Origin of the sequence: Bacillus sp. JJ1764, assembly GCF_036962145.1 — a bacterium.
Lineage (GTDB): Bacteria > Bacillota > Bacilli > Bacillales > Cytobacillaceae > Neobacillus.
This window is the reverse complement of the sequence record NZ_JBALNY010000045.1, coordinates 13,492-39,857: the sequence shown is the minus strand read 5'-3', so window position 1 is coordinate 39,857 and position 26,366 is coordinate 13,492. Positions and strand designations below refer to the sequence as shown.

Sequence of the window (26,366 nt, the reverse complement as noted above, 5' to 3'; positions counted from 1 at the left end):
TCCAGGTGATCCTTTGGTATAAGCAATTCTTCCTTACGGGTACCAGAACGGCGAATGTCAAGGGCTGGAAAGATACGACGCTCAGCAAGAGAACGATCCAGATGCAATTCCATGTTACCGGTCCCTTTAAATTCTTCATAAATGACGTCATCCATACGAGAGCCAGTGTCAACAAGTGCTGTAGCTAAAATAGTCAAGCTGCCGCCTTCTTCAATATTACGCGCTGCCCCAAAGAAACGTTTCGGACGATGGAATGCTGCTGGGTCAATACCTCCGGAAAGAGTACGTCCACTTGGCGGGATAACTAGGTTGTAGGCCCGGGCAAGACGGGTAATACTATCCATTAAGATGACGACATCGCGTTTATGTTCAACTAAGCGCATCGCCCGGTCAAGGACAAGTTCCGCAACTTTAATGTGGTTTTCCGGTACCTCATCAAAGGTTGAGCTGACAACGTCACCAGCAACAGAACGTTCAATGTCGGTTACCTCTTCCGGACGTTCATCGATTAACAGCACAATCAGTTCCACATCAGGATGGTTGGTTGTGATGCTGTTGGCAATTTCTTTTAATAACATCGTTTTACCGGCTTTTGGCGGTGCTACGATTAGACCCCGTTGTCCAAAACCGACTGGAGCTACTACATCCATAATCCTTGTGGAGAGATGATTTGGAGTGGTTTCGAGCTTCATCATTCTATCTGGATAGAGAGGTGTTAAAGCTGGGAAGTATACACGTTCTTTCGCTGATTCCGGGTCTTCTCCATTAACGGCTTCTACGTGCAATAGTCCGAAATAGCGCTCATTTTCCTTTGGAGGACGAACCTTTCCGGATACTTTGTCTCCATTGCGGAGGTCAAATCGACGGATCTGTGACGCTGAAATATAAATGTCCTCTGAGCTTGGTGAGTAGTTAATTGGACGTAGGAAGCCAAAGCCTTCGGATTGGATAATTTCCAATACGCCTTCCATGAAAAAATAACCCTGCTGTTCGGCACGAGATTTTAAGATCGCAAAAATTAATTCCTTTTTTGTTAGTTTGCTGTAATAGGTCACTTTAAATTCGCGGGCAAGCTCATAAAGTTCCTTCAGCTTCATATTTTCTAAAATTGATATTGTTAAATCCATTTGTACACCACTCTTTAAAATTTTTTCAAATCCGCAAAAAGTCCACTAACCGGAATTGAATAAAGAATCATTTTTGAGGAAAAGAAATAGAAGTTGAGCAGAATTGAATAGAATAGCAGAAAATTAATATAACAAAAACAATTTCTATTTTACCCTCTGAGCAAAAATTTAATCAATAATATTTTTCTTATCAATTCTTGGAATATTTTCCGGGAGGAGATTTAGGGAGTTTATTTATTTAAACAAGGTGCCAAGCTACCATAGGTTCTTGACACCTTTATCATCTATATTCCTCTATAATACTAGGTTAGGTTTTTTATTTAGGCTGTGTCTACCGTCAATAAAGCGGACAGTGCCTGATTTTGCACGCATAACAATAGAATGTGTGTGTGCAAATCCGCCTCTGAATTGGACGCCTTTTAGAAGTTCGCCGTCTGTAACGCCTGTTGCGGCAAAAATGGCATCGTCACCCTTTACAAGGTCTTCCATTCGCAGAATGCGGTTAAGATCTAGTCCCATTGCTTTACAACGCTCTACTTCAGCGTCATTTTGTGGCAATAGTTTTCCGATGAGTTCTCCGCCAAGGCATTTTAGGGCAACTGCGGATAGCACACCCTCAGGGGCACCGCCTGATCCGAATAAAATATCGACACCAGTGTCTTCGAAAGCTGTGTTGATAGCACCTGCAACGTCTCCATCGTTAATCAGCTTAATTCTTGCTCCAGCATCACGCAACTGAGCAATGATATGCTCATGACGAGGACGATTCAGTACAGTTGCCACAACATCTTGAATATCTTTATTTTTCGCTCTTGCAACCGCTTTAAGGTTGTCCAAAACCGATGCATTAATATCCACTTGTCCAACAGATTCTGGACCTACCGCGATTTTCTCCATATACATATCCGGTGCATGAAGCAAATTGCCATGGTCAGCAACGGCAAGTACCGCTAAGGCATTCCAGCCGCCTGATGCCAAGATATTCGTTCCTTCGAGTGGATCGACCGCAACGTCTACACGAGGGCCATAACCGGTTCCCAATTTTTCACCGATATACAGCATTGGTGCTTCATCCATTTCCCCTTCCCCAATGACAACGGTTCCTTTCATTGGGACAGTATCAAACACATCACGCATCGCCGTTGTTGCTGCACCATCAGCTTCATCTTTTTTCCCGCGTCCCATCCACCGAGCAGCTGCCTGAGCAGCACCTTCTGTCACACGAACAAGTTCCATCGTTAAACTGCGTTCCATTACCTTTCCCTCTCCCCTTCTATAAAAAACTAACAAAAATACAACATTATGTGTTTTTTAATTGTTCAACCTCTTCATTGGTCAAGGTTTCGCGCCAAACAGTCGCGCCAAGACCATTTAATTTTTCTACGAGGTTACTATAGCCACGGTCAATATGTTCAAGACCGGTAACTTCCGTAATTCCTTCTGCCATAAGGCCGGCAATAAACAATGCCGCTCCTGCTCTTAGGTCGCTTGCTTTAACCTTTGCTCCCTGAAGCTGGATCGGTCCGTTAATAATGGCGGAACGGCCTTCCACTTTAATGTTAGCGTTCATTCTTCTTAGTTCATCAATATGTTTAAAGCGTGCTCCGTATATCGTATCCGTTACAACACTTGAGCCAGTTGCTTTTGTTAAAAGAGTAGTAAATGGCTGTTGAAGATCGGTTGGAAATCCAGGATAAACTAAAGTTTTAATATCGACAGACTTTAATTTTTCCGCTCCGCTGACAAAAATCTGGTCATCGCCTGATTCCACTCGGACACCCATTTCCCTAAGTTTCGCAATTAAAGATTCCAAGTGCTGGGGAATAACGTTATCAATTAATACGCCTTCACCCATTGCAGCTCCCAAGATCAGGTATGTACCTGCTTCAATCCGATCGGGAATAATGGTATGGCGGCAACCGTGCAAAGTTTCCACCCCATCAATCCTGATAACATCTGTACCGGCCCCTTTTATTTTTGCCCCCATGTTTGTTAACAGGGTGGCCACATCAATAATTTCCGGTTCTTTCGCCGCATTTTCAATAATGGTCCGACCCTTGGCCCTAACGGCTGCTAACATAATATTAATGGTAGCTCCCACACTGACGACATCAAGGTAAATCCGGGCGCCGCGCAGCTCGTCCGCACGTAAATAAATGGCTCCTTGCTCGTTGGTAATTTGCGCCCCAAGAGCTTCAAACCCTTTAATATGCTGATCAATTGGTCTTGGACCTAAATGACAACCTCCCGGAAGGCCGATGACTGCCTTTTTAAAACGGCCAAGCATAGCCCCCATTAAATAATAGGAAGCACGGAGTTTTTTCACCTTTCCGTTCGGAAGAGGCATGGAAATCATCGCAGAAGGGTCAACGGTCATTTCATCTTCTGAAATTTCCACCTTTCCGCCGATTTCCTCAAGCAAGTCTTTTAATATTTCTACATCGGAAATATCAGGAAGACCTTCAATTGTAACGGGTGATTCTGCTAAAATGGTGGCTGGAATAAGGGCAACGGCGCTATTTTTGGCGCCGCTGATCCGAACTGTTCCTTTTAAAGGATATCCGCCCGCAATTTTAAGTTTTTCCATTTTCGACTCCCTTCTAAGCCCGTTTGAATTTTCGTGAATGGATTACTAGATTAGGTCTGTACTTTTCCAAACTTAAACACCGGTCAAAAACCAAATTGTCAAAAAAGTTAATCTAAGAGGCCTAAGGTATATTTTTCCAATATCAAAAGTCATGTTCCGACAGTTTGTCTAACTTATAGTTTACACGAAAATTCTATTTTCATGTATGGTAATTAAAAAAATTTACACGAAAATGGAAAAACTGCGGACATTATGCTTCTGTACGGGAATTCCAGTCTTTAAGGAACGCTTCAATTCCTTTATCCGTTAACGGATGTTGGCATAATCCCATTAACACTTTATATGGAATCGTTGCAATATGGGCACCTCTTAATGCTGCCTCTGTTACATGCAGCGGGTGACGGATCGATGCAGCGATAATTTCTGTTGGAATATCATGAATGGCGAAAATCTCTGAGATGGTGGAAATAAGATCCAAACCGTTTTGACCGATATCATCGAGTCTGCCAAGGAATGGGGAAACATAGGTGGCACCTGCTCTTGCTGCAAGTAATGCTTGGTTGGCGTTAAAAATTAACGTTACATTTGTTTTGATCCCCTCTTTTGAAAAAGCATGAACTGCTTTTAAGCCATCAGGAGTCATTGGAACTTTTACTGTAATGTTAGGAGCAATGGCTGCTAACTCTTTTCCTTCTTTAATCATTCCTTCTGCGTCAAGGGCGATCACTTCAGCACTGACTGAACCTGGAACAAGACTAGTGATTTCGCGTAAACGGTCATGAAAAGAAACACCTTTTTCTTTTGCTACAAGAGTTGGGTTTGTGGTTACACCTGCTAACAATCCTAGTTCATGTGCTTCACGGATTTCATCAAGGTTAGCTGTATCGATAAAAAATTTCATGAAAAATTCCCTCCAGTTTTTCGACTAAATTTTCAATTAACTATGTACACACTTAAACCGCCCTGATAAGAGGGCGGTTTAATTTTATCACACTTGTAAAAAATAGCAAAAATTTGATTTAAGCTTTGCCTGAAGAACCGAATTCACGAATTTTGCCAATAACAGTTTCTTTGATGGCATCGCGAGCTGGTCCTAGGTATTTACGTGGATCATATTCATCTGGTTTTGCAGCTAACACTTCACGAACCGTTTTTGCAGAGGCAATTTGGTTTTCTGTGTTAACGTTAATTTTCGCTGTACCAAGAGAGATGGATTTTTGGATATCCTTTGTTGGAATACCAGTACCACCGTGAAGAACTAAAGGAACACCAGTAAGGTCTCTGATTTCTTCCATTTCTTTAAATCCTAGGTTTGGCTCGCCTTTGTAAGGACCGTGCACGGAACCTAGAGCTGGAGCAAGACAGTCAATGCCTGTGCGTTTCACTAGTTCAACACATTCGTTAGCATCAGCATATTTAATGCCCTCTGCGATAACATCGTCTTCTTGTCCTCCGACTGTTCCAAGCTCAGCTTCAACAGAAACTCCTTTTGCATGAGCATATTCTACTACCTTAGAAGTAGTAGCAATGTTTTCTTCAAAAGGATGGTGAGAAGCATCGATCATTACAGAAGTAAATCCTGCATCAATGGCTTCTTTACATTTATCAAAGCTAGAACCGTGGTCAAGGTGAATAGCCACAGGAACAGTTACGTTTAAATCTTCCATTAAGCCCTCAACCATTTTTACAATAGTTTTGAAGCCGGACATATAACGTGCGGCACCTTCAGAAACCCCAAGGATTACTGGAGATTTTTCCGCTTCAGCGGCTTGAAGAATGGCTTGAGTGAATTCAAGGTTGTTTAAGTTAAATTGCCCAACAGCATAGCCTTCTGCTTTTGCTTTTTTGAGCATTTCTGTCATGGAAACTAAAGGCATTTTTATTCCTCCTTAAATGTTGGTTGCAGTCTTTTCGAAATGGGATATTCATTTACATGATTTCCCTAATAATTCTCCAATATGTATCATTTCGAAAAGAGGCAGCCATTAAAAAGTTCATATGTATCATATCAAAAGAAAACCAGAATTGCTAACATTCTTGAACAGTTTTAAAAAATGTCATAATGAAAGCGTAGCCATTTGTCAATCTTTTTTTGAAAAGAGCCAAATTAAAAAAGCAGCAGAAAGATTCTGCCCTTTTCTAAATTTCCCCTGCTTTTAGTTTGCCTTTTGCGGAATATTTACTCGAACGGCTTCACGAATATCATCAATATCAAATGGTTTGGCAAAGTGAGTAAGCGCACCAAGGTCTTTCGCCTCTTGAATCATATCTAACTCACCGTATGCAGTCATGATGATAACCCGAATGTCTGGGTCAATGACTTTCATTCTTTTTAAGATTTCAATTCCATCCATTCCCGGAATCTTCATATCGAGAAGTACAAGGTCGGGGGCGTGCTTGTTCACAATGTCTAGTGCCTGAACTCCGTTGGCAGCCTGAAACGTTGTATACCCTTCTTTGTGAAACACTTCATTCAACAAAATTCGAATGCCAAACTGATCGTCAACGATTAATATTTTCCCTTTCATACTTCCACCTCTTCCCAGCAACATAGATATTCCGATATATACAACTGTTATATTTCTACTTTGGCAGAGGAAACTCCTCCCTTTATTTTAGCTCAATTATGCTAAATTTGTGGAAAATAATAATAATTTTTGTTCTCAACTAAAAAGGACTATAATATTAGGGCAAAAAGGAGGATAACTATGTTAAAAATGTTTACGACCCAATTGGCTGGTTTATTTAAAAGAATAGAAGAAAAAGAGGAATTTCCATTTGAGGATGGAGCTCGTTTGCTGGCACAAGGACCTGTTGGTGATGGGAAAATTTACCTCTTATGTGTAGGAGAAATGAAGGCGGTGGAGTTTGAAGCATTTGAGGGGTCTGAGCCGTTTAAGTGGGCGAAACGATTAAAGGATGTTTCGGAAGTTACTGTGGCAGATCGTGTGTTACTATTTTCCCGTTATGCTTCCGATAAGACTGCTGTTGCAATCGCGGAGCAGTTACACGAGCGTAACATTCCTTTTGTAGCAGTTTCGACTGCACTAGAGGAAGAAGAAACTGGGGTGGATCATTTGGCGGATGTTCATATTAATCTGCAGTTGAAAAAGGGGCTTCTTCCAGATGAGATGGGTAATCGTTTCGGGTACCCGGCCTCTATGGCAGGACTGTTTGCCTATTATGGGTTGAAATTTACGATTGAAGAGATTCTAGCGGAGTATGAGGAATAGATGCGGGGAAGGCGGCCTTTTTGAAGAAAGGTCGTTTTTTATGGGCATTTTTAGGGGGAAACGATTGGTGTTTTTGGTTTATTTGGCCTTGAGACGATCACTATCGGTATACTCTCCTTTGTTTTCGCACCAACTTGACCTTGAGATCCTCTCTATCGGTATTCTCTCCTCCGTTTCCGCACCTACCCGCCATTGAGATCCCCTTTACCGCACTATTATTTTTTTCTTAGATATAAAAAACCAGCCCCCCACGTTGGAGAACTGGTTCACACACTACGTTTTATTTTTGAATGGTCGCCTTCACAAAATCGCGGAATAGCGGTTGTGGGCGGGTTGGTCTTGAGACGAATTCTGGGTGGAACTGGGATGCTACGAACCAAGGGTGATCTTTTAGCTCGATGACTTCCACCAAACGACCGTCCGGGCTGGTGCCGGAGAAAACAAATCCTGCATCTTCCATCTCTTGACGGTAATAGTTATTAAATTCATAGCGGTGACGGTGACGTTCGTAAACGACTCCTTCTTCATACGCTTCAAATGCTTTTGTTCCTTCGATGACACGGCATGGATATAATCCTAATCTTAAAGTACCGCCAAGATCCTCAACATCTTTCTGCTCTGGAAGCAAATCAATAATCGGATGCTTTGTTTCAGGAACAAATTCAGCAGAATGTGCATCAGCATAACCAAGTACATTGCGGGCAAATTCGATGGTTGCCAGCTGCATGCCCAAACAAATTCCCAAGAATGGCTTCTTCTGTTCGCGCGCATAGCGGGTTGCTTCGATTTTTCCTTCGATTCCACGGTCGCCGAATCCACCTGGAACAAGCACCCCATCCACGTCATCCAACAGTTCAGCGACATTTTCACGGGTTACATGTTCTGCATTGATCCATTTTACTTCTACATCCGTATCGAATGTATAACCGGCGTGTTTCAAAGCTTCCACTACAGAAATGTAAGCATCTTGAAGCTCTACGTATTTACCTACTAAGCCGATTCGAGTTTTTTTAGAAAGATTTAAGACGCGATCAACGAGGGCCTTCCATTCGGTCATTTCTGCTTCCCCAGTTGCCAATTTCAGATGATCACAAACGATTTGGTCCATGTTTTGCTCTTGAAGGGCAAGTGGGACAGAATATAAAGTATCCGCATCACGGCATTCAATAACTGCTTTTTCATCGATATCGCAGAATAAGGCAATTTTATCTTTCATATCCTGTGATATTGGCATTTCCGTACGGACTACAATGATATTTGGCTGTATTCCAAGGCTGCGCAGTTCTTTTACACTGTGCTGAGTTGGCTTTGTTTTCATTTCCCCAGCCGCTTTAATATAAGGAACCAAGGTACAATGAATGTACATCACGTTGTCACGGCCAATATCACTTTTAATTTGGCGAATTGCCTCTAAGAATGGCAGGGACTCGATGTCACCGACGGTTCCGCCAATTTCTGTAATGACTACATCAGCATTGGTTTCCTTGCCAGAGCGGAAGACGCGGTCCTTAATTTCATTCGTAATATGCGGTATAACCTGTACCGTACCGCCCAAATAATCACCGCGGCGCTCTTTGCGCAATACGGTAGAATAGATTTTTCCCGTTGTCACGTTACTTAGTTTACTTAGATTAATATCAATAAACCGTTCATAGTGACCTAAGTCCAAGTCTGTTTCAGCACCATCATCTGTTACAAACACTTCACCGTGCTGGTAAGGGCTCATTGTCCCTGGATCGACGTTGATGTACGGGTCAAATTTTTGAATGGTTACATTCAACCCACGATTTTTCAACAGTCTTCCCAACGATGCAGCCGTAATCCCTTTCCCAAGTGATGAAACCACACCACCGGTTACAAAAATATACTTTGTCATTCTTATTCCCCCTTAATTTACAGTTTGTGCATTATTCGGATTGGTTAAAGGAGTTTTTTGAAAAATAAATTTTCGCTCCGTCCTAAAAACGAAAAAACCCCATGGAACCTGAGGTTTTTTACAATAAAAAACGCTCCACCTACATTTGTAAGGGAGCGTTTAATAGCAATAATGATATCGTTCCTTTTTTAAGGAGCCCAAAAAAGATAATACAAGCCAAGGCTAAAAAAGTCAAGCCTCATACTTAGATGTCTTCTTCCTCTTCTTCCAGCTCTTCTTCATCAAGGTCTTCTTCTAGCTCATCTTCTTCATCTAGATCGAATTCCTCATCCTCTTCAATTGTTTCGTCATCAAATTCGTCGACTTCCTCAAGTTCATCATCGAAGACTTCTTCATCATCTAGAAGATCATCCTCTTCTTCAAACTCGTCAAGTTCATCGTATTCTTCTTCATCAATTTCATCAAAATCCTCAAGCTCTTCTTCGTCGACAACCTTTTTATGCTTTTTCTTCTTCGGTTTGGCGGCAGTGACGACTTCTTCCTCAACTGTATCAACCGGATACCAAACACGCAGTCCCCAACGATTCTCCCCTAAAGCAAGGAAACGGCCATCGATATTTAAGTCTGTATAAAATTGTGCCAAACGGGAACGTATTTCCTGTTCAGACATATCAGCAGCAGATGCAATTTCCTGAACCAATTCATGGAAGGAAATGGGCTGTTTGCTGTTTTTCATAAATTCATAAGCTAGTTCGATGAGGGATAACTCTTGTAACTCCTCTTTTGAGTATTTGGCTAAACTCAATATCGGCACTTCCTTTCTCTATTTAACACTCTATTACGAGTGAATACGGACATCCTCTAAAAATGCATATTCTTCATTATAAACAAAATCTTCCCGTTTATGCTAGTTATTGCTGATGATTTGCTGTTTTTTTCCTATTACTTATCGTGTTCCTTAAACTTTTTAATTTCCTTGTATGTAATGACGCCAAAAAAAATGGCCAGCAATAGGAATGAAACTGCCCCTAATTGAAGTTGATATAGATAATATAATGGCCAGGCAAAAATGCTTAGGACCAAGATAATATAACTTACTTTCATGAAGCGGCACCTGCCCATAACTCATGATGTGAACACGCTATTTTGATTATAGCGGATATATGATCATTTTGGAAAAATTTTTTCACAAAAATACAATGGCCCCCAACTGGAGTACCATTGTATCAGATTTTACATATTTCTGCGATATTGGCCACCGACTTCATAAAGAGCCTTTGTAATTTGTCCGAGGCTAGCCACTTTAACTGTTTCCATTAATTCTGCAAAAATATTGCCTCCGTTCACCGCGGTTTCCTTCAGACGCTTTAATCCTTCAGCAGATTGAGAAGCATGCGTTTCCTGGAAGGCACGTAAATTGTGAATTTGCAATTCCTTCTCTTCTGTTGTTGCTCTAGCTATTTCCATATTATTAATGTCCTCTTCTGATGGAGGATTTGGGTTCAAGTACGTGTTCACACCGATAATTGGCAACTCACCCGTATGTTTCAACATTTCATAATGCATGGATTCATCCTGAATTTTTCCGCGCTGGTATTGCGTTTCCATCGCACCAAGAACACCACCGCGATCGTTTAATCGCTCAAATTCTTGGAGAACCGCTTCTTCGACAAGATCGGTTAATTCTTCTACAACGAACGAGCCCTGCAGCGGGTTCTCATTCTTCGTTAACCCGTGTTCTTTTGTAATAATCATCTGAATCGCCATCGCCCGTCGCACGGATTCCTCGGTTGGTGTTGTAATCGCCTCGTCATAGGCATTGGTATGCAGCGAATTACAGTTGTCATGAAGCGCCATTAACGCTTGCAGTGTGGTCCGGATATCATTAAAATCAATTTCTTGCGCATGTAGAGAACGTCCGGATGTCTGTACATGATATTTCAGCTTTTGGCTGCGCTCATTTGCCCCATATTTCTCCCTCATGACTGTTGCCCAAATTCGGCGGGCTACCCGCCCAATAACTGTATATTCTGGATCCAATCCATTTGAAAAAAAGAATGATAGATTCGGAGCAAAATCATCAATGTTCATACCGCGGCTCAAATAATACTCCACATACGTAAAGCCATTGGACAAGGTAAACGCCAGCTGGGAAATCGGGTTCGCTCCTGCTTCGGCAATGTGGTACCCCGAAATGGAAACAGAATAGTAATTGCGTACCTGATGGTCAATGAAATATTGCTGGATGTCCCCCATCATTCGTAAAGCAAACTCGGTGGAGAAAATACAAGTATTTTGGCCTTGATCCTCTTTTAGAATATCGGCTTGAACCGTGCCGCGAACGGTTTTTAACGTATATGCTTTAACAGAGGAAAACTCTTCTAGTGTCAGCATGCGGCCAAGCTCGGCTTCTTTATTCTGTACCTGCTGATCAATAGCAGTGTTCATAAACATCGCCAATATGATTGGTGCCGGACCGTTAATTGTCATCGAAACAGATGTGGAAGGATGGCATAAGTCAAAGCCGTCATACAACTTTTTCATATCATCGAGTGTACAAACACTGACACCGCTCTCTCCGACTTTACCATAAATGTCCGGACGGTAATCCGGGTCTTCCCCATATAATGTAACGGAGTCAAAGGCGGTACTTAATCGTTTTGCGGAATCATCCTTTGATAAGTAATGGAAACGGCGGTTGGTTCGCTCGGGTGTACCTTCTCCCGCAAATTGTCGCTTTGGATCTTCACCCTCCCGTTTAAATGGGAACACTCCTGCTGTATACGGGAAGGACCCCGGAACATTCTCCCGGTATACCCAGCGGATAATTTCTCCGTAATCCTTATATTTTGGCAGGGCCACTTTGGGAATAGCCAGTCCAGATAGACTCTTCGTTTTTAGGACCGTAATGATTTCTTTATCTCGAATTCTGGTAACTAATTGGTCACCCTCATAGGCCTTTTTAGTGTCATCCCATGAATCTAGAATTTTTTTCGATTCCTGGGTCAACTTCACTTCTGTCTCTTGTTTTACTACCTCTAAGGCAGCAACAACTTCAGCTTGATTTTTAACAGCTGCGATGGCCCCCTCAAGCTGGAATAGTTTTCGAGCCAAATGGGCCTGCTCCTCGGCTTTTTTATGGTAGTTACGAACGGCTTCGGAAATTTCCCTTAAGTAATAGCGGCGATCCGTTGGGATAATAACATTTTGCTTTTCAACCTTGGCCTTTTTGCTAAAAGATGTGACCCAATTAATCTCAGCTTTTTCATTAATTTTTTCAATTAAGGCGGCAAATAATGCATTGGTGCCGGCGTCGTTAAATTGGCTGGCAATTGTACCGAATACCGGCATTTCCAAATAATCTTTTTCAAAAAGCATATGGCTCCGCTGATATTGTTTCTGTACCTGCCTCAGTGCGTCTTCTGACCCTTTGCGTTCAAATTTATTGATGACAATCAGGTCGGCAAAATCAATCATATCGATTTTTTCAAGCTGAGATGGCGCACCAAATTCACTGGTCATGACATACATAGCAGCATCGCAAATCTCAGTAATGCCGGCATCACCTTGGCCAATTCCACTTGTTTCGACGATAACCAGATCAAATCCCGCTGCTTTCACAACAGCCACTGCATCCGTAATCGCAAGAGATAATTCCGTTTTTGAATGCCTAGTCGCCAGGCTGCGCATGTATACATTCGGCGAAAAAATCGCATTCATGCGAATTCGGTCACCTAGGAGCGCGCCACCCGTTTTCTGTTTGGTCGGATCGACTGAAAGAATGGCCACTTTTTTATCAGGAAACTCGTTGATAAAACGACGAATTAACTCATCCGTAAGCGAGCTTTTTCCAGCACCGCCCGTACCGGTTATCCCTACGACGGGCACTTCTTTTTCCAGTGATTTTACTTTTTCCATTGCTGCCTCAGCCGCAGCGGCTGCTTCTTTATTTTGGTCAACATGCATCTCCGCTAACGTGATCAGCTTTGCAACTGCATTGACATCACCAGAAGGGAGTTTTTCAATTTGTTCGGCCACATCTTCGCTAATGGTAGAAAAATCACATTCCTCAATCATAGCATCAATCATCCCTTGAAGACCTAGCTGCCTGCCGTCCTCTGGAGAAAAGATTCTAGCAATCCCGTATTCATGAAGCTCATTTATTTCCTTGGGAATGATTACTCCACCGCCTCCACCGTAGATGCGGATATGAGGGGCGCCTTTTTCTTTTAATAGGTCATGCATATATTTAAAATATTCAACATGTCCGCCTTGATAAGAAGAGATTGCGATTCCTTGGGCATCCTCTTGAATGGCGGCATTAACGACTTCCTCAACGGAACGGTTATGGCCAAGGTGGATCACCTCAGCCCCGCTCGCTTGGAGGATCCGCCGCATGATATTAATCGAAGCGTCGTGGCCGTCAAATAAACTGGATGCGGTGACAAAACGGATATGATGCTTCGGCTGATACTTTTTCATCCTTCTCCCCCTAATTTTTGTAATATGTTTCCCTATTCCTAGTTCTTTGCCCCTAAACCGTTCATGATAAATGTCGTTTGAAGGTCGATGTATTCGTCAAGGGTAAATAATTTTTGCAGAGCCCAACGGCGAAATCCCCACATTTGTCCTTGAACATAAATATCATGGGCGATCAATTCGACCTGCCTTTGTGTTAAATCCAGCTCGCCATTCTCAATGCATTTTTGCAGCAGATTTTCAAACATGGCCACCATATCAAATTCTTTTTTTAAGACATATGGAAGAGCATCTTTTGATAAGGATTTAACCTCTTGATACATGACCAGTACCTCCGCCTGCAATTCATCCATGACGCGAAAGTAATTGGCAATACCGACACGCAGACTCTCCAAGGTCCCCTTCTCCTGGTCGAGTACCTGCTGCAGCCGATCACGGACATGGTCGTAAATACTGTCACAAACTAAATACAGAACATCTTCCTTCGTACGGATATATTCGTACAATGTGCCAATGCTAAATCCCGCTGCCTTGGCAATTTCTCTCGTTGTTGTCCGATGAAACCCCTTTTGTTTAAACAGTGCAACAGCCCCTTTGATCATTTGGTCCCGCCTTTTTTGGACAAGACGTTCATCCTTGACCGAGGCTTGAACCTCCCTTTTACTCATCCCAATAACCGCCTATTTTATTTTGTCAGCATTCTCGAAATAACGAGACGTTGGATTTCTTGTGTTCCTTCGTAAATTTGCGTAATTTTGGCATCACGCATGAAGCGTTCAACCGGATAATCCTTTGTATATCCGTAGCCACCGAATACCTGAACGGCTTCTGTTGTTACTTTCATCGCCGTGTCACCCGCAAACAATTTAGACATTGCCGACTCTTTTCCGTATGGAAGGCCGTTTGATTCAAGCCATGCTGCCTGATAGGTTAATAGTCTGGATGCCTCAATGCTTGTCGCCATATCCGCAAGTTTAAAACTAATTCCTTGGTTGGCGGCAATAGGCTTGCCGAATTGATGGCGTTCCCGTGCATAGTCAACCGCAGCGTCAAGTGCACCTTGGGCAATTCCGACAGCTTGCGCCGCAATGCCGTTACGGCCGCCATCCAGGGTCATCATAGCAATCTTAAAACCGTCACCCTCTTCACCCAGCCTATTTTCAAGCGGAACTTTACAATCTTCAAAAATAATTTCTGTTGTAGGTGACGAACGAATGCCCAGTTTCTTTTCTTTTTTACCAACAGAGAAGCCTGCGAAATCTTTTTCCACGATAAAGGACGTAATCCCTTTGGCTCCTTTGTCAGGTTCGGTAACGGCCATAACCGTAAAGACACTTGCCTCAGTAGCATTGGTAATGTAATGCTTGATTCCATTTAAAAGGTACCGATCTCCCTTACGCACTGCTGTAGTCTTTAGGTTCGCAGCATTTGATCCTGCTTCCGGTTCCGTTAAGGCAAAGGCGCCAATTCGTTCACCACTGGCCATCTCAGGCAGATACTTTCTCTTTTGCAGTTCATTCCCCATTTCCACAATTCCAACAGTCCCAATTCCAGTATGGGCCCCAATTAAGGTGGTATACCCATTATGCGTCTGGCCAATCTCCTCGTATAATGCACACTTGCCAACCATTCCGATTCCTAAACCACCATACTCTTCCGGAATGCTTAATCCAAACAACCCCAACTCTTTGGACAGCTTGATAATATAATCGGGGATTTGATTCTCCTCTTCAATTCTCATGGCAGCAGCTTCCACTTCATGTTGAATAAATTCCCGAATATTTTTTTTCATAACCAGAATTTCATCATCTAAAGCAAAATTCATTGCTCCACCTCTAACTTATAGAAAATAAACCCAGCAAATAGAGATGCTTTCTCAAATATGCCGGGTTAACCGTCTCTGTTTTCGATTTTTACGTATAGAGGTTAAATACGACCTCTCCCTTCAATACATCATTACCTTTTTGGTTAACCGCTTGAACAGCAAAGCACAATTCTTGCCCTTCTTTTTCCTTTAAGGTTGCCTTAAGAGTGATACGATCTTCTAAAAAGACCATGCCTTTAAAGCGGATCGAGTAGTCTTTGATAAACCCTTCTTCATAATATTCTGTAAACAACTTAGCAAGATTGCCCATCGTCCACATTCCATGGGCAATGATTCCAGGTAGCCCTGCTTTTTTCGCCTCATCGTCAATGGTGTGAATCGGATTAAAATCTCCAGAAGCTCCGGCATATTTGATCAAATCTATTCTTGATACTGGAGGCAATTGAATTTCCTTTACGGATTCACCCTTCTCTAACAGTGCCAGTGAATTCATCGTGCCAACACCTTCCTTACAGCTTCAGAAATGACGACAGTTGAGGTTGAACTGAATATCACATTCCCTTGATCATCCTCGCCCATGCTTTCTAAAACCAAAAAGCCCATTTCTCCAAAGTTCCCTTTTTTCTCAAAATAATTTTTCACCACAGAGGAACAATATACTTCTTCGCCAACAAGCAGCGGGCGAACATAATGAAACGTTTGTTCTCCGTGAATGAGACCTATATTAGGTAGGTTTAAGCCTTCAATTACACCGTAATCAAATACTCTCGGAAACGTTGGAGGCGCAATATTATTCCTATATCGGGAGAGGCTGCCGGTTTCCTCATCGACAAAAATCGGATGAGCGTCTCCAATGGATTCCGCAAATTTCTTCACAGCCCCTCTTTCCACCACATTCTTCACATTAGTGGATCGCTTGCCTATTTGATCCTTGAACATTCCGCTTCACCTCACCATTTAGCATTTTGGTCCGCCAGCTACATAGATCACTTGACCACTTACAAAGGACGATTTTTCATCAGCAAAGAAGGCTACAGCATTGGCAATATCTTCTGGTTTCCCACTTCTTCCCACTGGGATGGCTGCTACACTAGCCGATACTAATTGCTCAAAGGAAATGCCAATTCGTTCTGCTGTTGCTTTGGTCATATCCGTTTCAATAAATCCAGGGGCAACTGAGTTCGCAGTGATTCCATATCTGCCAAGCTCAATCGCAAGTGTTTTTGTAAAGCCCTGTAATCCAGCTTTTGCTGCTGCATAGTTGGCTTGACCGCGATTTCCTAATGCTGAAGTGGAAGAAATATTGATAACACGTCCGTATTTTTGCTCAACCATGTATTTTTGAACAGCTCGTGCAGCATTGAAAGAACCTTTTAAGTGGACATCCATCACTGTCTGCCAGTCTTGATCTGTCATTTTAAATAGTAAATTATCACGAATGACACCTGCATTATTAACAAGGATATCAATCGAACCAAAGGCCTCCTTTATTTCTTTGACCACGGCTTCAACCTGTTCAGAGTCCACCACGTTTGCCACTTTAGAATAGACCTCATAGCCCTTTTCTCTTAATTCATTCGTGGTTTCCGTTAATGCTTCCTCGTTTAGATCAATAATCGCCACTTTTGCCCCTTCTTCTGCAAAAAGTTCAACGATTCCTTTTCCAATGCCGCGGCTGCCTCCTGTTACAAAGGCCACTCTTCCATCAAATCTGCCTGTCATGTTTTTCCCGCCTCCTAAAAATTGTCTATCATACGTACTATATTAGATAACGCTTTCAAAATTCCTGCTAAATATATTGACCAACTTTCACATGACCCTTAATTAGATTACGAGAAATGATCATTCTCTGGATTTCATCTGTACCATCATAAATACGCCATAGTCTTGCTTCACGGTACCAGCGCTCAATCGGCAATTCTCGTGTATACCCCATACCACCGTGTACCTGTAGAACCTTATCAACCACTCGGTTCCCCATATTCGCGCCATATAATTTGGCCATTGATGCTAAATGACGATTGTCCTCACCTTGGTCGAGTGTAAAGGCGGCATTTAGTACCAGCCATCTGGCAGCTTCAATATCTACAGCGCTGTCGGCAATCATCCATTGGATCGCCTGTCTTTCTGCAATTGGTTTCCCAAATGTCACACGTTCCTTTGCGTAATCAATCGCCATTTGTAATAACCGTTCAGCAGTTCCAACAGCTCTTGCTCCAACTATCCATCTGGCAAATCCAATCCATTCCAGGCCGAGGTTATACCCTTTGTGAAGCTCACCAAGGATGTTCTCTTCCGGCACACGGACGTTATCAAAGACAAGACCGGCTGGACCCCATTCTCCCATGGTATGTATATACTCTGATTTCCAGCCCATATCACGGTCGACGATAAAGCAGGTTACCCCTTCCCGTCCTTTTGTTTTTTGATGCATTTCTTTATCAGTAATCGCGATCGCCATAACAAAGTCGGCTTCATTTCCACCGGTAATGAATGTTTTTTCACCATTCAGCACCCATTCATTGCCATCTTTAACAGCTGTCATTTTGATATTCTGCGTATCAGAACCGGCACCAGGCTCAGTCATTGCAAAACATGATTTTTTTTCACCATTTATTGTAGGAATTAAGTATTTTTTCTTTTGTTCTTCATTACCATAATAGAGGATATTATCTGCGGAGCCCCCGAATGCGAATGGGACAAACGTTTTTGAGATTTCCATGTAGACAATGGCCATCATCATTTGGCCGAGGTTGGCACCACCGTATTCTTCAGGTGTATTAATCCCCCAGAAGCCGGCTTCCTTTGCCTTTAATTGGAGTTCCTTTAATTTACCTGGCGGCAGGCTGGGCTTTCCTTCACGTTCATTTCTTAACACATCATTTTCCAGCGGGATTAATTCCTTCTCAACAAATTTTCTAATCGTTTGTTGGACCATTTTTTGCTCGTCAGTTAAACGTAAATCCATCCTTTTCCCTCCATTCATGAACTCTCAAACTAGTTTTTTGTGGACATTTCTACTATATGCTCGTTTCTCTCTTCACATACCTACCGGTTAGTATGTTAATTCTATTTTATTCGGAAATTTCAGAAAAAACAAGTCAAAAATAAAAAAATCCTTTGATTGGGTTCAAAGGATTTTTGCATCTGTTAAATAGATTTTGCCTGTTTCATCATTTTTCGGGCTGTCCGTTCTTTTAAACTGGATATGGCGATAGAACTGCACAGCCAGATGATCAGACCCAATGTTATACTAAATATCCAGTTATCAGTAGATTGCAATGTTACAAGAACAGTTGTTACACAAATGATTCCGCCAATCATTCCGTAAACTGATCCTTTGGCAATATTCGTTGCCTTTTTGGTTCCAGAACCGATCCCAACCATAATAATTGCAGTAAGCATAACCGCAGGAAACGCCGCAAAGATACCGGCAAGTATTTTCCAGGGTGAAATGACAGTTATTAAATAGCTTAAAGAAACAGCCGTTCCACCTAAAATAAATCTCATCAATAAATCCTGTTTATTCATTATGAATCACCCTTTTAAAGCATATATGAAGTAATAAATACGACCACACTGGAAACGACAAGCCAACAGGCCATTGCATTTATAATTCCTTTTTTCCAGCCCATTCTTGGCAATAAATAGCCGGCAAGCACGGCAACTAAAATATTTATGGCCATTCCGAAAATAGCTCCTTTGGATAGGATTATGGATTGAGAGATTAACTGTCCACCGTGAAAATCCAATCCGATTGTTAATAGAGCTGCAAGATATACGGCCGGAAATGCCGCAAAGATACCTCCTGTTTTTTCACCCAATTTTTTTGCGACAATTGTGCAGGCAACTACAGCAAAACCTCCTAATATAAATCGAATAAGCAATGCACTTACAGATAAATGTACCATCATGTTCGCCTCTTTACCCTTCTGCCTTATCAAAATAAGAATAAGCAACATTATTATTGTGATAATATTCACATATATCTTTTACTTTATTATTTTAACTCATATTCTTTACTGTGCATGTGAACTTTTTATTAAGGTTTGTGAAGCGTTTTCAAAAGGGGTTTTATTTAGCCTTTTTTAATCTTTTTTCAGTTGACTATTTTTTAACAAATTAACAAAAGATAATAATGATATTCCATTGGGATATCATCGTTTCAAATCCTAAAATGAGGTGATTTGATGAGCTACAGAGAGCGTTTAGATTCCCAATCAGAGCTATTCCACCATACCTGGACAAGGCCCAAGCGCCAGAAGTCCCAGGTGAATGGCCAGACGCAAGTGTCGCAAAACACCATCATCTTAAGGAGTAATGCCAAAGCACACCGTTGGTAATGTCAGGCAACTGAAACGAGGCGAAGTATCATTTTTGATCCTTCGGATGGAAAGCCTTTTCTCGTTTTTCGAACGGGGAAAGGCTTTTTCCATGTTTATATGTTACCTACTAAAATTAACATATTCCCCCATATTGATTTTACTGTTAGGAAGGATTAACATTAATCTAGTTATGTAAGTCAGGAGTGTTGATTATGTTTGCTGATTTTACCATCAGGGATGCAAGTTTAGATGACCTACCCGCTATCGTTAATATATATAACTCTACTATATCAGGCAGAATGGTAACGGCCGATTTGGAGCCTGTAACGGTGGAAAGCCGATTGCAATGGTTTCACGAGCATTCTTCTTCGTTCCGACCATTATGGGTAGTAATTGATCAAGGTGTCATCTGTGCTTGGCTTAGTTTTCAATCGTTTTACGGTCGACCTGCCTACAACGGTACCGCTGAAATTAGTATTTATATTCACCCGGATTATCGTGGTAAAAAATTGGGTAAATATTTGATTCAATTAGCCATTGATGCCTGCCCGGGTTTAAACATCAAAACATTATTGGGATTTATTTTTGCCCACAACGTACCAAGTGTAAAGCTTTTTTCAACATTTGGATTTGAAAAATGGGCCCACCTTCCTAACATTGCCGAGCTGGATGGCATAGAAAGAGATCTACTTATTATGGGCAAACGGGTTTCTTAGTTCGTTTATAGTCCAACAAGATCATTATTCTTTATCATTTCTCCGTTTTATACAAAAATACTAACTAACAAGAAGGAATCGGAGTATTTCATGCAAAAAATTAAATTAGTCCTTATCTACTGTATTACAAGTATTATTTGGATTTTTGGAACTAACTTTCTGACACATCAATTTATACCCCCGACATTCATTCCACTCGTAGAAAGATCTAAAGAAATATTCTATGTAGTGGTAACAGCAGCTTTTATTTATTTTATCAATAATAAGAACAAACAATTACAAGAATCCAGAGAAGATCAAAATCGCCTATCGACCTTAATTAATTCCATGGTTGACTTTGTCATTTTTAAAGATCACGAAGGCAAATGGATAGAGGCCAACGAATTTGGGCTCCGATTATTTAAGCTTGAACATGTGGATTATCGCAAAAAAAAGGATTCGGAGTTAGCCCAGTTTTCTGAGTTCTATGGCGAGGCATTAAGATGTTGTGAAAAGTCGGATGAGGAAGCATGGCAAAATCGTAAAATTACGCGAATTGAGGAAGTCCTGTTGATGGAGGACGGTACTACTAAGACATTTGATACCATTAAGGTCCCCCTTTTTTATCCTGATGGCAGCAGAGAAGGTTTAGTTATTATCGGACGTGATATTACTGAAAAAATTGAAATGGAAAAACGCCTGACGGAAAGTCAACAACGGTACAAATCTTTATTTGACTACAGCCCTGATATCGTTTATATGATGGATTTAGAAGGAAACATCACCAATCTAAATCCTCACTTTGAAATCAATACCGGATATAAACATAGTGATTTAATTGGGAAAAATGTATCCTCTCTTTTATCTAAAAAAGACTCACGCTATTTGCACAAATTTATCAGTTCAGTTGTTCAAGAGCAGAAACCCGCAAATTATGAAATCTCGATCCCAGATGTTCATGGTAAAATGATTATCCTTCAATGCACGGCTCAACCTATTAATATTAATGGCAATATAACCGGGATTATTGGGTACGCAAAAGATATTACATCCATTAGGGATACCGAAGAGAGACTCAGAAGAACGGAGAAGTTGTCCGTTGTTGGTGAGCTTTCAGCAAGTGTGGCGCACGAAATTCGCAACCCGTTAACCTCTCTGAAAGGTTTTGTCCAGCTATTGCAGACCGAAGATACCCGTCATCAATTTTATTATGAAATCATGTTAGACGAATTAAATCGGATTAATCACATTGTTGGAGAACTTTTGCTACTGGCAAAGCCCCAGCATATGAAATTCACCCAAGCTTCCGTCCAAAAGCTTCTTCACGATGTTATTTCCTTATTAAATACGGAAGCTAGTCTATATAATGTTCAAATTCACTATGATTTTCCAGAAATTGATCTCGAAATCGAATGCGAGCCTAATCAATTCAAACAATTATTTATTAATATCATAAAAAATGGAATTGAAGCCTCACAAAATGGCGGCACTGTCTTTCTTACCCTTGAACGACTAGAAACGTCTGCCATGGCTTCTATCACAATCCGTGACAACGGTTGTGGAATATCTAAAGAAAGATTAAAAAGAATCGGTGAACCATTCTATTCCTCAAAAGAAAAAGGTACTGGTTTAGGACTGACAGTCAGTTACAAAATTGTTCAGTCTCATCACGGGACCATAGTAGTAGAGAGTCAAAAAAATCATGGCACAACGGTTAAAGTTCAATTGCCAATATCTCAGAATATAACATCGTAATGTAATTATGCCCTCATTTTCTCTAAAATGAGGGCTTTATTGTGAGTATTCCTCTGTAGAACTTTTCTTTTTTGCTGTGAAACGATTTCTTATTACAGCAATCAATAATAATGTACATGGTATTAGGATTTGAAACGGCCAATGCAAATATATGGGAACCACTTTCAAACCTTCTTGAATGTGTTCAGTATAGTTTGGAGCAATAATTACTGCAGTCAATAAAATTAGAATGGCAAATGGAAAGCAAATTTGGCGATAGCTTTTCAACTTAAAAACATCTGCTGCCCCAATCACTGCAGCATAATAAAAAACCGTTACTTTTATAAAACCTGCGATCATCAAGTAGAGCATAAATAAAACATCCAGCCGTTCAATAAAATTAGCAAGTTGTATTTTACTGACTGTTGAAAGCAATGGATACGGTGAGCGCATAAACAGGTCCGTACCAAGAGTAGCAATATTAACGATCGCGGCAATTGTAAAATTAACCCCGCTTAACACCATTCCAAAAATACCAACATATCTTGTTTTTTCCGGCTTATTTACATAAGGAAGCAACATTGTAAAGACTACCATTTCACCAAAAGGAAAGGTTAATGTTTGTGTTAGCGTTGCTTTAAAAATAGCCTTCCAATCATTTTCAAACATCGGTTTAAGATTTTCCATATGAATTAATCCAGAAAATATTATTAGAAAGAAACCAACAATCGCCATAAAATAAATAACAGCAAAAAAGAGTTCCCCTACCCTTGCAATCACCTCAAACCCTTTATGGATTGCATAGGATGATGTAAGGATAAGAATGGTCATTAGAAAAAAAAGTGGTGTTTGAGTGTAGATTGTTGAAGTTAGCAGTTCACCGAAATCCCGTAAAATTCTTGATGCAAGGTACGTGTAGTAAATAATATATAAAAAGGCAATCACTTTGCCAACCCACTTACCGACAATCTTTTGAACATAGCCTGTTAGGGGAAGATCCGGATAAAATGTAAATAAACGATGGTAGACCAGGCAGAGCAAAACGCCTCCAGCCATCCCCAACGGAATTGGAATCCAGGCGTCCTGCTTTAATTGAGTAGGAAACCCCACTAATATTGCCGTACCCATTTCAAACAAAACGACGATGACAAATAACTGCTTCGCACTAATTTTTGCTTTTTCCATCACTTCCCTCCTTCTTTACTTATCCATATTCATCCAAAATGGATTATTGCGAATTCCAATTTCACGATAGATTGCCTCGACCTTTACACTAAAACCTAAGTTTGCAAATTGTTCATCCCAGTTCCCTTTTGTTTTTTTCCAATAATTAGGATAAGATCGATGGACGGAATCGCCAAAACCGAAAATATCGGCCTTATATGACTGCGCGTATCGAATGGATTCTTCAATATCTTTTTTTATTATTACAGCTGTTTTTTTTTCGAGGGATTCGACACTCTCGATTTTAGTGATATCGAAGGAAGTATTCATTTCACTAAGTTTACATAATGTTTGTACCGAAATCTCCATGAACGGTTTTCCGTTGACCATTTTAACCGACACTTTTGTATCTGATAAATAGGGTGTCATACTCACGGCATCTTTTTTTCCTTTTAAATTGAAATCTATATAGGTTCCTTTCATTTTATTCATAACCCAAACGACCCCTTTGGCATTATCATTATTTAACCATCCGACTAATTTACCATTTTTCATTATGGCCATTCCGCTAGCCGTAATGATAGCAGGTGGAATGGTATTATTAATATTGTCCGGCGACGATCCTTTTTTTGTTTTGCCGGTCAACGTAAAACCGTTAATGAGTGGCTCTTTCCCATCACTTACAATGGTAGAAATGATATCATCAATACTCATTTTAATATTCTCACCCAGAATGGCTTCCGTACCTTCTATTGTCTTTGTAAATTTATTAACGGGAAGCTTATCGAGATTTGTAAGAGTAGAAATGATATCCTTCGCTTTAGTGTTCTTGGATATGATTACTTCTGTCGTGGTTCGAAATTCAGAATCCCGATCCAATGCATCTAATAAATTCAAAATTCCTTCTCTAGCAACTTCCTCACTAATGATCAAAAGATTTGTATGGGAGTAGTAAATTCTCCTTGAAATAATTTTTGAGAGTTTTCTGCTTGCTTCAGTCAAATTATTACCCGAACTGCGGTAGACCACGACGGGAGGACCTTGGCTGCCACCACCAGTTTGACCGGAGGCTACATTCGAAGGGACAACAATCTGAAGGGACATTTCATACCTTTCTTTGGTTCCTTTGTCTATTCCCATTGCCGTAACAAAAGCCAAATCTGTCAATTCCCGATGGTTCCAGCACCCTTCTAATAAAGGGATCACAGTGAAGATTATGAAAAATAGAGCAATTGTTTTTTTCATGATTGATTTCCTCCGTTTTGCTGTGGAGGTTCAGGCTTTTGATTGCTGCCGGTTCTAACTATGTTTCCTTTACTAATATTTTTAGGCCTTGCCTTAAATCCCCATAGTGGAAAGCGAATAAAGACATCCTGTTGATTTTCCGGATCAAAAGGAGCTAATGGAGACATGTAAGGAACTCCAAATGAACGCAAAGAACATAAATGTAGGGCCATCAAGATCAATCCGATCATTATTCCATAGAAGCCGATAAAAGCGGCAAGAACCATTAAGGCAAACCGGAGCAATCTTGCCGAAATCGCCATAGCAAAAACAGGTGTTGAAAAATTGGCGATGGCCGTGATCGACACGACAATAACCATTACCGGTGAAATAATGCTGGCCTGAACAGCAGCCTGACCGATTACAAGTGCTCCAACAATAGAGACAGCCTGTCCAACGGCCCTTGGAAGCCGCAAACCTGCTTCACGTAAAATCTCAAAAACAATTTCCATTCCTAAAGCTTCGACAAAGGCTGGGAATGGGACGTTTTCTCGTTGGGCGGCAATCGCAATCGCCAAGGTTGTTGGAATCATTTCCTGATGAAAGGTTGTGGCGGCAATATAGATAGATGGTCCAATTAAGGCAATTAAAAACGCCAGAATCCTTAATAATCGAATACTTGTTGATAGATCAAACCTGGAATAGTAATCATCCGGTGCCTGAAAAAATTGCACAAATAAAGCCGGTACCGTTAGTACAAACGGACTTCCATCTACAACAATGGCCACTCGGCCTTCTACCAGTTGAGATGTAACCACGTCAGGCCGTTCTGTATGATAGGTCGTTGGAAAGGAGGTAAACGTTTTATCCTCAATAAATTGTTCCACATAACCAGAATCCAGAATGGCGTCTATATTTATTCTTTTTAAACGCTCCTTCACTTCCTCAACAATTTTTTCATTAACAATTCCTTTTATATACATGATGGCAACATCCGTCTCTGTGACGGTACCGATTTTTAGAGGTTCAATCCAAAGGTTCGGACTTTTGATGCGTCTTCTTATTAAAGCTGTATTGGTCCTAATGGTTTCTGTAAAAGAATCCTTTGGTCCGCGAATCGATAACTGTTGTGTGGGTTCGGATATTGCACGTAATTCCCCACCTCTGGTTTCACAGCTAATGGCCTTGTTGTATCCTTCAAGAAAAATAATGGTGCAGCCTGATAACAACCAATGATACATGTCATCCCATTTTTCTATGGTTTTGATTGATCCAATCGCAACTATTTTATCTATGACCAATTGAAAAAAATCTGTTTCTTGAACTAATGGCTTGGGCTCCATAATCATTTCCAAAAGATAGTCACTTATACCTTTACCGTCGACCAAACCATCTATATAAATCAGTGCCCCTGGAGTTCCGCCAATTTTCACTTCACGAATGGTTAAATCAACACTATTTCCAAGTTCTCCTCTTATACGGGATAGATTCTCCTGATAATCTCGTTGAAACATTAAATCTTTAGGTTTGTATGGATCCAGCCATTGACGATAATTGTCATTCTGCTTTTTCGGTTGTTTTTTCAACCATTTTGATAAAATTGACATGTTTACCGCCCCACTTGGAAAGCTTATTTATTAATGGTTATGTTATCCACCTAAGCATGTTTTATCCATGATAAGGGAACGATAAAAAAAATTGGATTATTTTATATAAAAGGGTGGAATCGGTGAAAACAATCTTAATTATCGGCCTTTTAACAGCGTCATTATTAGTCCTTATCATTTCAATAGATTATGTTATGTATGGAAACCTGCTGGAGGTTTTACATAAAGAGTACAAACCTTTTAAAGTTACTGAAGAAACAGAGTTAATCACCCTGATCCTTTTTGCCCTTTATTTTATTGTTAAAGCAGTAGTTGGCTTTATAAAAAAAAAGCAAAGTGATGTCCAAAAAAAACCCAATTAAAAAGGCCCCGTCCCCGGAGCCTTTACATGTTTACATCTTTTTCATGTTTTCGTTTCAAAATCTGTGAACAACGGCTTATTCTACTCCTCCATTTATTAAATAATTCTTCACTTTTTCCATATAAATAG

Annotated in this window: 26 protein-coding genes; 5 read left to right on the top strand and 21 right to left on the bottom strand. The window is 40.8% G+C overall.

Annotated features, from left to right (window positions below):
• The 6 genes from rho to V7083_RS07245 form a co-directional block, all read right to left on the bottom strand.
• The coding region (rho, locus tag V7083_RS07270) for a transcription termination factor Rho (RefSeq protein ID WP_335476717.1) at positions 1-1,127 on the bottom strand (1,127 nt) is incomplete at its 3' end.
• Between the two features lie 294 nt (positions 1,128-1,421).
• Positions 1,422-2,381, bottom strand: coding sequence for a class II fructose-bisphosphatase (glpX, locus tag V7083_RS07265; RefSeq protein WP_335476716.1), 960 nt, complete (start codon positions 2,379-2,381; stop codon positions 1,422-1,424).
• Between the two features lie 46 nt (positions 2,382-2,427).
• Entirely contained in the window at positions 2,428-3,714 is a 1,287-nt protein-coding gene (locus V7083_RS07260; protein ID WP_335476715.1) for a UDP-N-acetylglucosamine 1-carboxyvinyltransferase, read from the bottom strand.
• A gap of 250 nt (positions 3,715-3,964) precedes the next feature.
• Positions 3,965-4,615 (bottom strand): fructose-6-phosphate aldolase, encoded by a 651-nt coding sequence (gene fsa / locus V7083_RS07255; protein WP_335476714.1) that lies wholly within the window; start codon positions 4,613-4,615, stop codon positions 3,965-3,967.
• Between the two features lie 118 nt (positions 4,616-4,733).
• Positions 4,734-5,591: a class II fructose-bisphosphate aldolase gene (locus V7083_RS07250; protein ID WP_335476713.1), complete on the bottom strand. Its 858-nt coding sequence runs from the start codon at positions 5,589-5,591 to the stop codon at positions 4,734-4,736.
• A 279-nt stretch (positions 5,592-5,870) separates the two neighbouring features.
• Entirely contained in the window at positions 5,871-6,242 is a 372-nt protein-coding gene (locus tag V7083_RS07245; protein ID WP_335476712.1) for a response regulator, read from the bottom strand.
• A 180-nt stretch (positions 6,243-6,422) separates the two neighbouring features.
• Between V7083_RS07245 and V7083_RS07240 the strand changes: the two genes are divergently transcribed.
• Positions 6,423-6,947, top strand: a complete 525-nt coding sequence (locus V7083_RS07240) for a DUF2529 domain-containing protein (protein WP_335476711.1) — start codon at positions 6,423-6,425, stop codon at positions 6,945-6,947.
• 280 nt (positions 6,948-7,227) lie between these two features.
• Here the strand turns inward: V7083_RS07240 and V7083_RS07235 are convergent, their stop codons facing one another.
• The 12 genes from V7083_RS07235 to V7083_RS07180 all read right to left on the bottom strand — a co-directional run bounded on the left by V7083_RS07235 (position 7,228) and on the right by V7083_RS07180 (position 19,041).
• Positions 7,228-8,823 carry a CTP synthase gene (locus V7083_RS07235; protein ID WP_335476710.1) on the bottom strand — a complete coding sequence of 532 codons (1,596 nt, stop codon included), beginning with the start codon at positions 8,821-8,823 and terminating at the stop codon, positions 7,228-7,230.
• A 244-nt stretch (positions 8,824-9,067) separates the two neighbouring features.
• Positions 9,068-9,628: a DNA-directed RNA polymerase subunit delta gene (rpoE, locus tag V7083_RS07230; RefSeq protein ID WP_438823704.1), complete on the bottom strand. Its 561-nt coding sequence runs from the start codon at positions 9,626-9,628 to the stop codon at positions 9,068-9,070.
• Between the two features lie 137 nt (positions 9,629-9,765).
• Positions 9,766-9,927 carry a hypothetical protein gene (locus V7083_RS07225; RefSeq protein WP_335476708.1) on the bottom strand — a complete coding sequence of 54 codons (162 nt, stop codon included), beginning with the start codon at positions 9,925-9,927 and terminating at the stop codon, positions 9,766-9,768.
• A gap of 129 nt (positions 9,928-10,056) precedes the next feature.
• Positions 10,057-13,305 carry a fused isobutyryl-CoA mutase/GTPase IcmF gene (icmF, locus tag V7083_RS07220; RefSeq protein WP_335476707.1) on the bottom strand — a complete coding sequence of 1,083 codons (3,249 nt, stop codon included), beginning with the start codon at positions 13,303-13,305 and terminating at the stop codon, positions 10,057-10,059.
• Between the two features lie 38 nt (positions 13,306-13,343).
• Positions 13,344-13,970: a TetR/AcrR family transcriptional regulator gene (locus V7083_RS07215; protein ID WP_335476706.1), complete on the bottom strand. Its 627-nt coding sequence runs from the start codon at positions 13,968-13,970 to the stop codon at positions 13,344-13,346.
• A 17-nt stretch (positions 13,971-13,987) separates the two neighbouring features.
• A complete protein-coding gene (locus V7083_RS07210; protein WP_335476705.1) occupies positions 13,988-15,127 on the bottom strand; it encodes an acyl-CoA dehydrogenase family protein in 1,140 nt (379 codons plus the stop codon).
• A gap of 88 nt (positions 15,128-15,215) precedes the next feature.
• Positions 15,216-15,620, bottom strand: a complete 405-nt coding sequence (locus V7083_RS07205) for a MaoC/PaaZ C-terminal domain-containing protein (RefSeq protein WP_335476704.1) — start codon at positions 15,618-15,620, stop codon at positions 15,216-15,218.
• Entirely contained in the window at positions 15,617-16,066 is a 450-nt protein-coding gene (locus V7083_RS07200; RefSeq protein ID WP_335476703.1) for a MaoC family dehydratase N-terminal domain-containing protein, read from the bottom strand. The genes V7083_RS07205 and V7083_RS07200 overlap by 4 nt, the downstream gene beginning before the upstream one ends.
• Positions 16,067-16,084: 18 nt before the next feature.
• Positions 16,085-16,849, bottom strand: a complete 765-nt coding sequence (locus V7083_RS07195; RefSeq protein WP_335476702.1) for a beta-ketoacyl-ACP reductase — start codon at positions 16,847-16,849, stop codon at positions 16,085-16,087.
• A 67-nt stretch (positions 16,850-16,916) separates the two neighbouring features.
• Positions 16,917-18,095, bottom strand: coding sequence for an acyl-CoA dehydrogenase family protein (locus V7083_RS07190; protein ID WP_335476701.1), 1,179 nt, complete (start codon positions 18,093-18,095; stop codon positions 16,917-16,919).
• A 182-nt stretch (positions 18,096-18,277) separates the two neighbouring features.
• Positions 18,278-18,658, bottom strand: a complete 381-nt coding sequence (locus tag V7083_RS07185) for a DUF3147 family protein (protein WP_335476700.1) — start codon at positions 18,656-18,658, stop codon at positions 18,278-18,280.
• A 14-nt stretch (positions 18,659-18,672) separates the two neighbouring features.
• Positions 18,673-19,041, bottom strand: a complete 369-nt coding sequence (locus tag V7083_RS07180; RefSeq protein ID WP_335476699.1) for a DUF3147 family protein — start codon at positions 19,039-19,041, stop codon at positions 18,673-18,675.
• Positions 19,042-19,317: 276 nt separating this feature from the next.
• On the opposite strand from V7083_RS07180, the gene V7083_RS07175 reads away from it, so the two are divergent.
• From V7083_RS07175 to V7083_RS07165, 3 genes are all read left to right on the top strand, one after another.
• On the top strand, positions 19,318-19,470 hold the full coding sequence (locus V7083_RS07175) for a YpzG family protein (protein ID WP_335476698.1): 153 nt from the start codon (positions 19,318-19,320) through the stop codon (positions 19,468-19,470).
• Between the two features lie 194 nt (positions 19,471-19,664).
• On the top strand, positions 19,665-20,168 hold the full coding sequence (locus tag V7083_RS07170; RefSeq protein WP_335476697.1) for a GNAT family N-acetyltransferase: 504 nt from the start codon (positions 19,665-19,667) through the stop codon (positions 20,166-20,168).
• A 90-nt stretch (positions 20,169-20,258) separates the two neighbouring features.
• Positions 20,259-21,902 (top strand): PAS domain-containing sensor histidine kinase, encoded by a 1,644-nt coding sequence (locus tag V7083_RS07165; RefSeq protein WP_335476696.1) that lies wholly within the window; start codon positions 20,259-20,261, stop codon positions 21,900-21,902.
• Positions 21,903-21,938: 36 nt separating this feature from the next.
• Here the strand turns inward: V7083_RS07165 and V7083_RS07160 are convergent, their stop codons facing one another.
• Genes V7083_RS07160 through V7083_RS07150 form a run of 3 tightly spaced genes read right to left on the bottom strand, consistent with a single transcriptional unit; the run spans position 21,939 to position 25,876 of the window.
• Complete coding sequence (locus V7083_RS07160; RefSeq protein ID WP_335476695.1) at positions 21,939-23,066, bottom strand: GerAB/ArcD/ProY family transporter; 1,128 nt, start codon at positions 23,064-23,066, stop codon at positions 21,939-21,941.
• 15 nt (positions 23,067-23,081) lie between these two features.
• Entirely contained in the window at positions 23,082-24,290 is a 1,209-nt protein-coding gene (locus tag V7083_RS07155; protein ID WP_335476694.1) for a Ger(x)C family spore germination protein, read from the bottom strand.
• Positions 24,287-25,876: a spore germination protein gene (locus tag V7083_RS07150; RefSeq protein WP_335476693.1), complete on the bottom strand. Its 1,590-nt coding sequence runs from the start codon at positions 25,874-25,876 to the stop codon at positions 24,287-24,289. Before V7083_RS07150 ends, V7083_RS07155 begins: the two co-directional genes overlap by 4 nt.
• Positions 25,877-25,998: 122 nt before the next feature.
• Here V7083_RS07150 and V7083_RS07145 point away from each other — a divergent pair, with 122 nt between their 5' ends.
• On the top strand, positions 25,999-26,238 hold the full coding sequence (locus V7083_RS07145) for a hypothetical protein (RefSeq protein WP_335476692.1): 240 nt from the start codon (positions 25,999-26,001) through the stop codon (positions 26,236-26,238).
• The last annotated feature ends 128 nt before the right edge of the window (positions 26,239-26,366 follow it).

What these genes read in the sequence shown, in the direction of transcription:
- V7083_RS07215 (WP_335476706.1), bottom strand. Translation starts at nt 13,970, where the DNA reads ATGAGTAAAAGGGAGGTTCAAGCCTCGGTCAAGGATGAACGTCTTGTC.
- V7083_RS07225 (WP_335476708.1), bottom strand. Translation starts at nt 9,927, where the DNA reads ATGAAAGTAAGTTATATTATCTTGGTCCTAAGCATTTTTGCCTGGCCA.
- V7083_RS07245 (WP_335476712.1), bottom strand. Translation starts at nt 6,242, where the DNA reads ATGAAAGGGAAAATATTAATCGTTGACGATCAGTTTGGCATTCGAATT.
- V7083_RS07185 (WP_335476700.1), bottom strand. Translation starts at nt 18,658, where the DNA reads ATGAATAAACAGGATTTATTGATGAGATTTATTTTAGGTGGAACGGCT.
- V7083_RS07195 (WP_335476702.1), bottom strand. Translation starts at nt 16,849, where the DNA reads ATGACAGGCAGATTTGATGGAAGAGTGGCCTTTGTAACAGGAGGCAGC.
- V7083_RS07150 (WP_335476693.1), bottom strand. Translation starts at nt 25,876, where the DNA reads ATGTCAATTTTATCAAAATGGTTGAAAAAACAACCGAAAAAGCAGAAT.
- V7083_RS07155 (WP_335476694.1), bottom strand. Translation starts at nt 24,290, where the DNA reads ATGAAAAAAACAATTGCTCTATTTTTCATAATCTTCACTGTGATCCCT.
- V7083_RS07200 (WP_335476703.1), bottom strand. Translation starts at nt 16,066, where the DNA reads ATGTTCAAGGATCAAATAGGCAAGCGATCCACTAATGTGAAGAATGTG.
- glpX (WP_335476716.1), bottom strand. Translation starts at nt 2,381, where the DNA reads ATGGAACGCAGTTTAACGATGGAACTTGTTCGTGTGACAGAAGGTGCT.
- V7083_RS07180 (WP_335476699.1), bottom strand. Translation starts at nt 19,041, where the DNA reads ATGATGGTACATTTATCTGTAAGTGCATTGCTTATTCGATTTATATTA.
- icmF (WP_335476707.1), bottom strand. Translation starts at nt 13,305, where the DNA reads ATGAAAAAGTATCAGCCGAAGCATCATATCCGTTTTGTCACCGCATCC.
- V7083_RS07235 (WP_335476710.1), bottom strand. Translation starts at nt 8,823, where the DNA reads ATGACAAAGTATATTTTTGTAACCGGTGGTGTGGTTTCATCACTTGGG.
- V7083_RS07250 (WP_335476713.1), bottom strand. Translation starts at nt 5,591, where the DNA reads ATGCCTTTAGTTTCCATGACAGAAATGCTCAAAAAAGCAAAAGCAGAA.
- V7083_RS07210 (WP_335476705.1), bottom strand. Translation starts at nt 15,127, where the DNA reads ATGAATTTTGCTTTAGATGATGAAATTCTGGTTATGAAAAAAAATATT.
- fsa (WP_335476714.1), bottom strand. Translation starts at nt 4,615, where the DNA reads ATGAAATTTTTTATCGATACAGCTAACCTTGATGAAATCCGTGAAGCA.
- V7083_RS07165 (WP_335476696.1), top strand. Translation starts at nt 20,259, where the DNA reads ATGCAAAAAATTAAATTAGTCCTTATCTACTGTATTACAAGTATTATT.
- V7083_RS07160 (WP_335476695.1), bottom strand. Translation starts at nt 23,066, where the DNA reads ATGGAAAAAGCAAAAATTAGTGCGAAGCAGTTATTTGTCATCGTCGTT.
- V7083_RS07240 (WP_335476711.1), top strand. Translation starts at nt 6,423, where the DNA reads ATGTTAAAAATGTTTACGACCCAATTGGCTGGTTTATTTAAAAGAATA.
- V7083_RS07205 (WP_335476704.1), bottom strand. Translation starts at nt 15,620, where the DNA reads ATGAATTCACTGGCACTGTTAGAGAAGGGTGAATCCGTAAAGGAAATT.
- V7083_RS07175 (WP_335476698.1), top strand. Translation starts at nt 19,318, where the DNA reads ATGAGCTACAGAGAGCGTTTAGATTCCCAATCAGAGCTATTCCACCAT.
- V7083_RS07190 (WP_335476701.1), bottom strand. Translation starts at nt 18,095, where the DNA reads ATGGATTTACGTTTAACTGACGAGCAAAAAATGGTCCAACAAACGATT.
- V7083_RS07170 (WP_335476697.1), top strand. Translation starts at nt 19,665, where the DNA reads ATGTTTGCTGATTTTACCATCAGGGATGCAAGTTTAGATGACCTACCC.
- V7083_RS07260 (WP_335476715.1), bottom strand. Translation starts at nt 3,714, where the DNA reads ATGGAAAAACTTAAAATTGCGGGCGGATATCCTTTAAAAGGAACAGTT.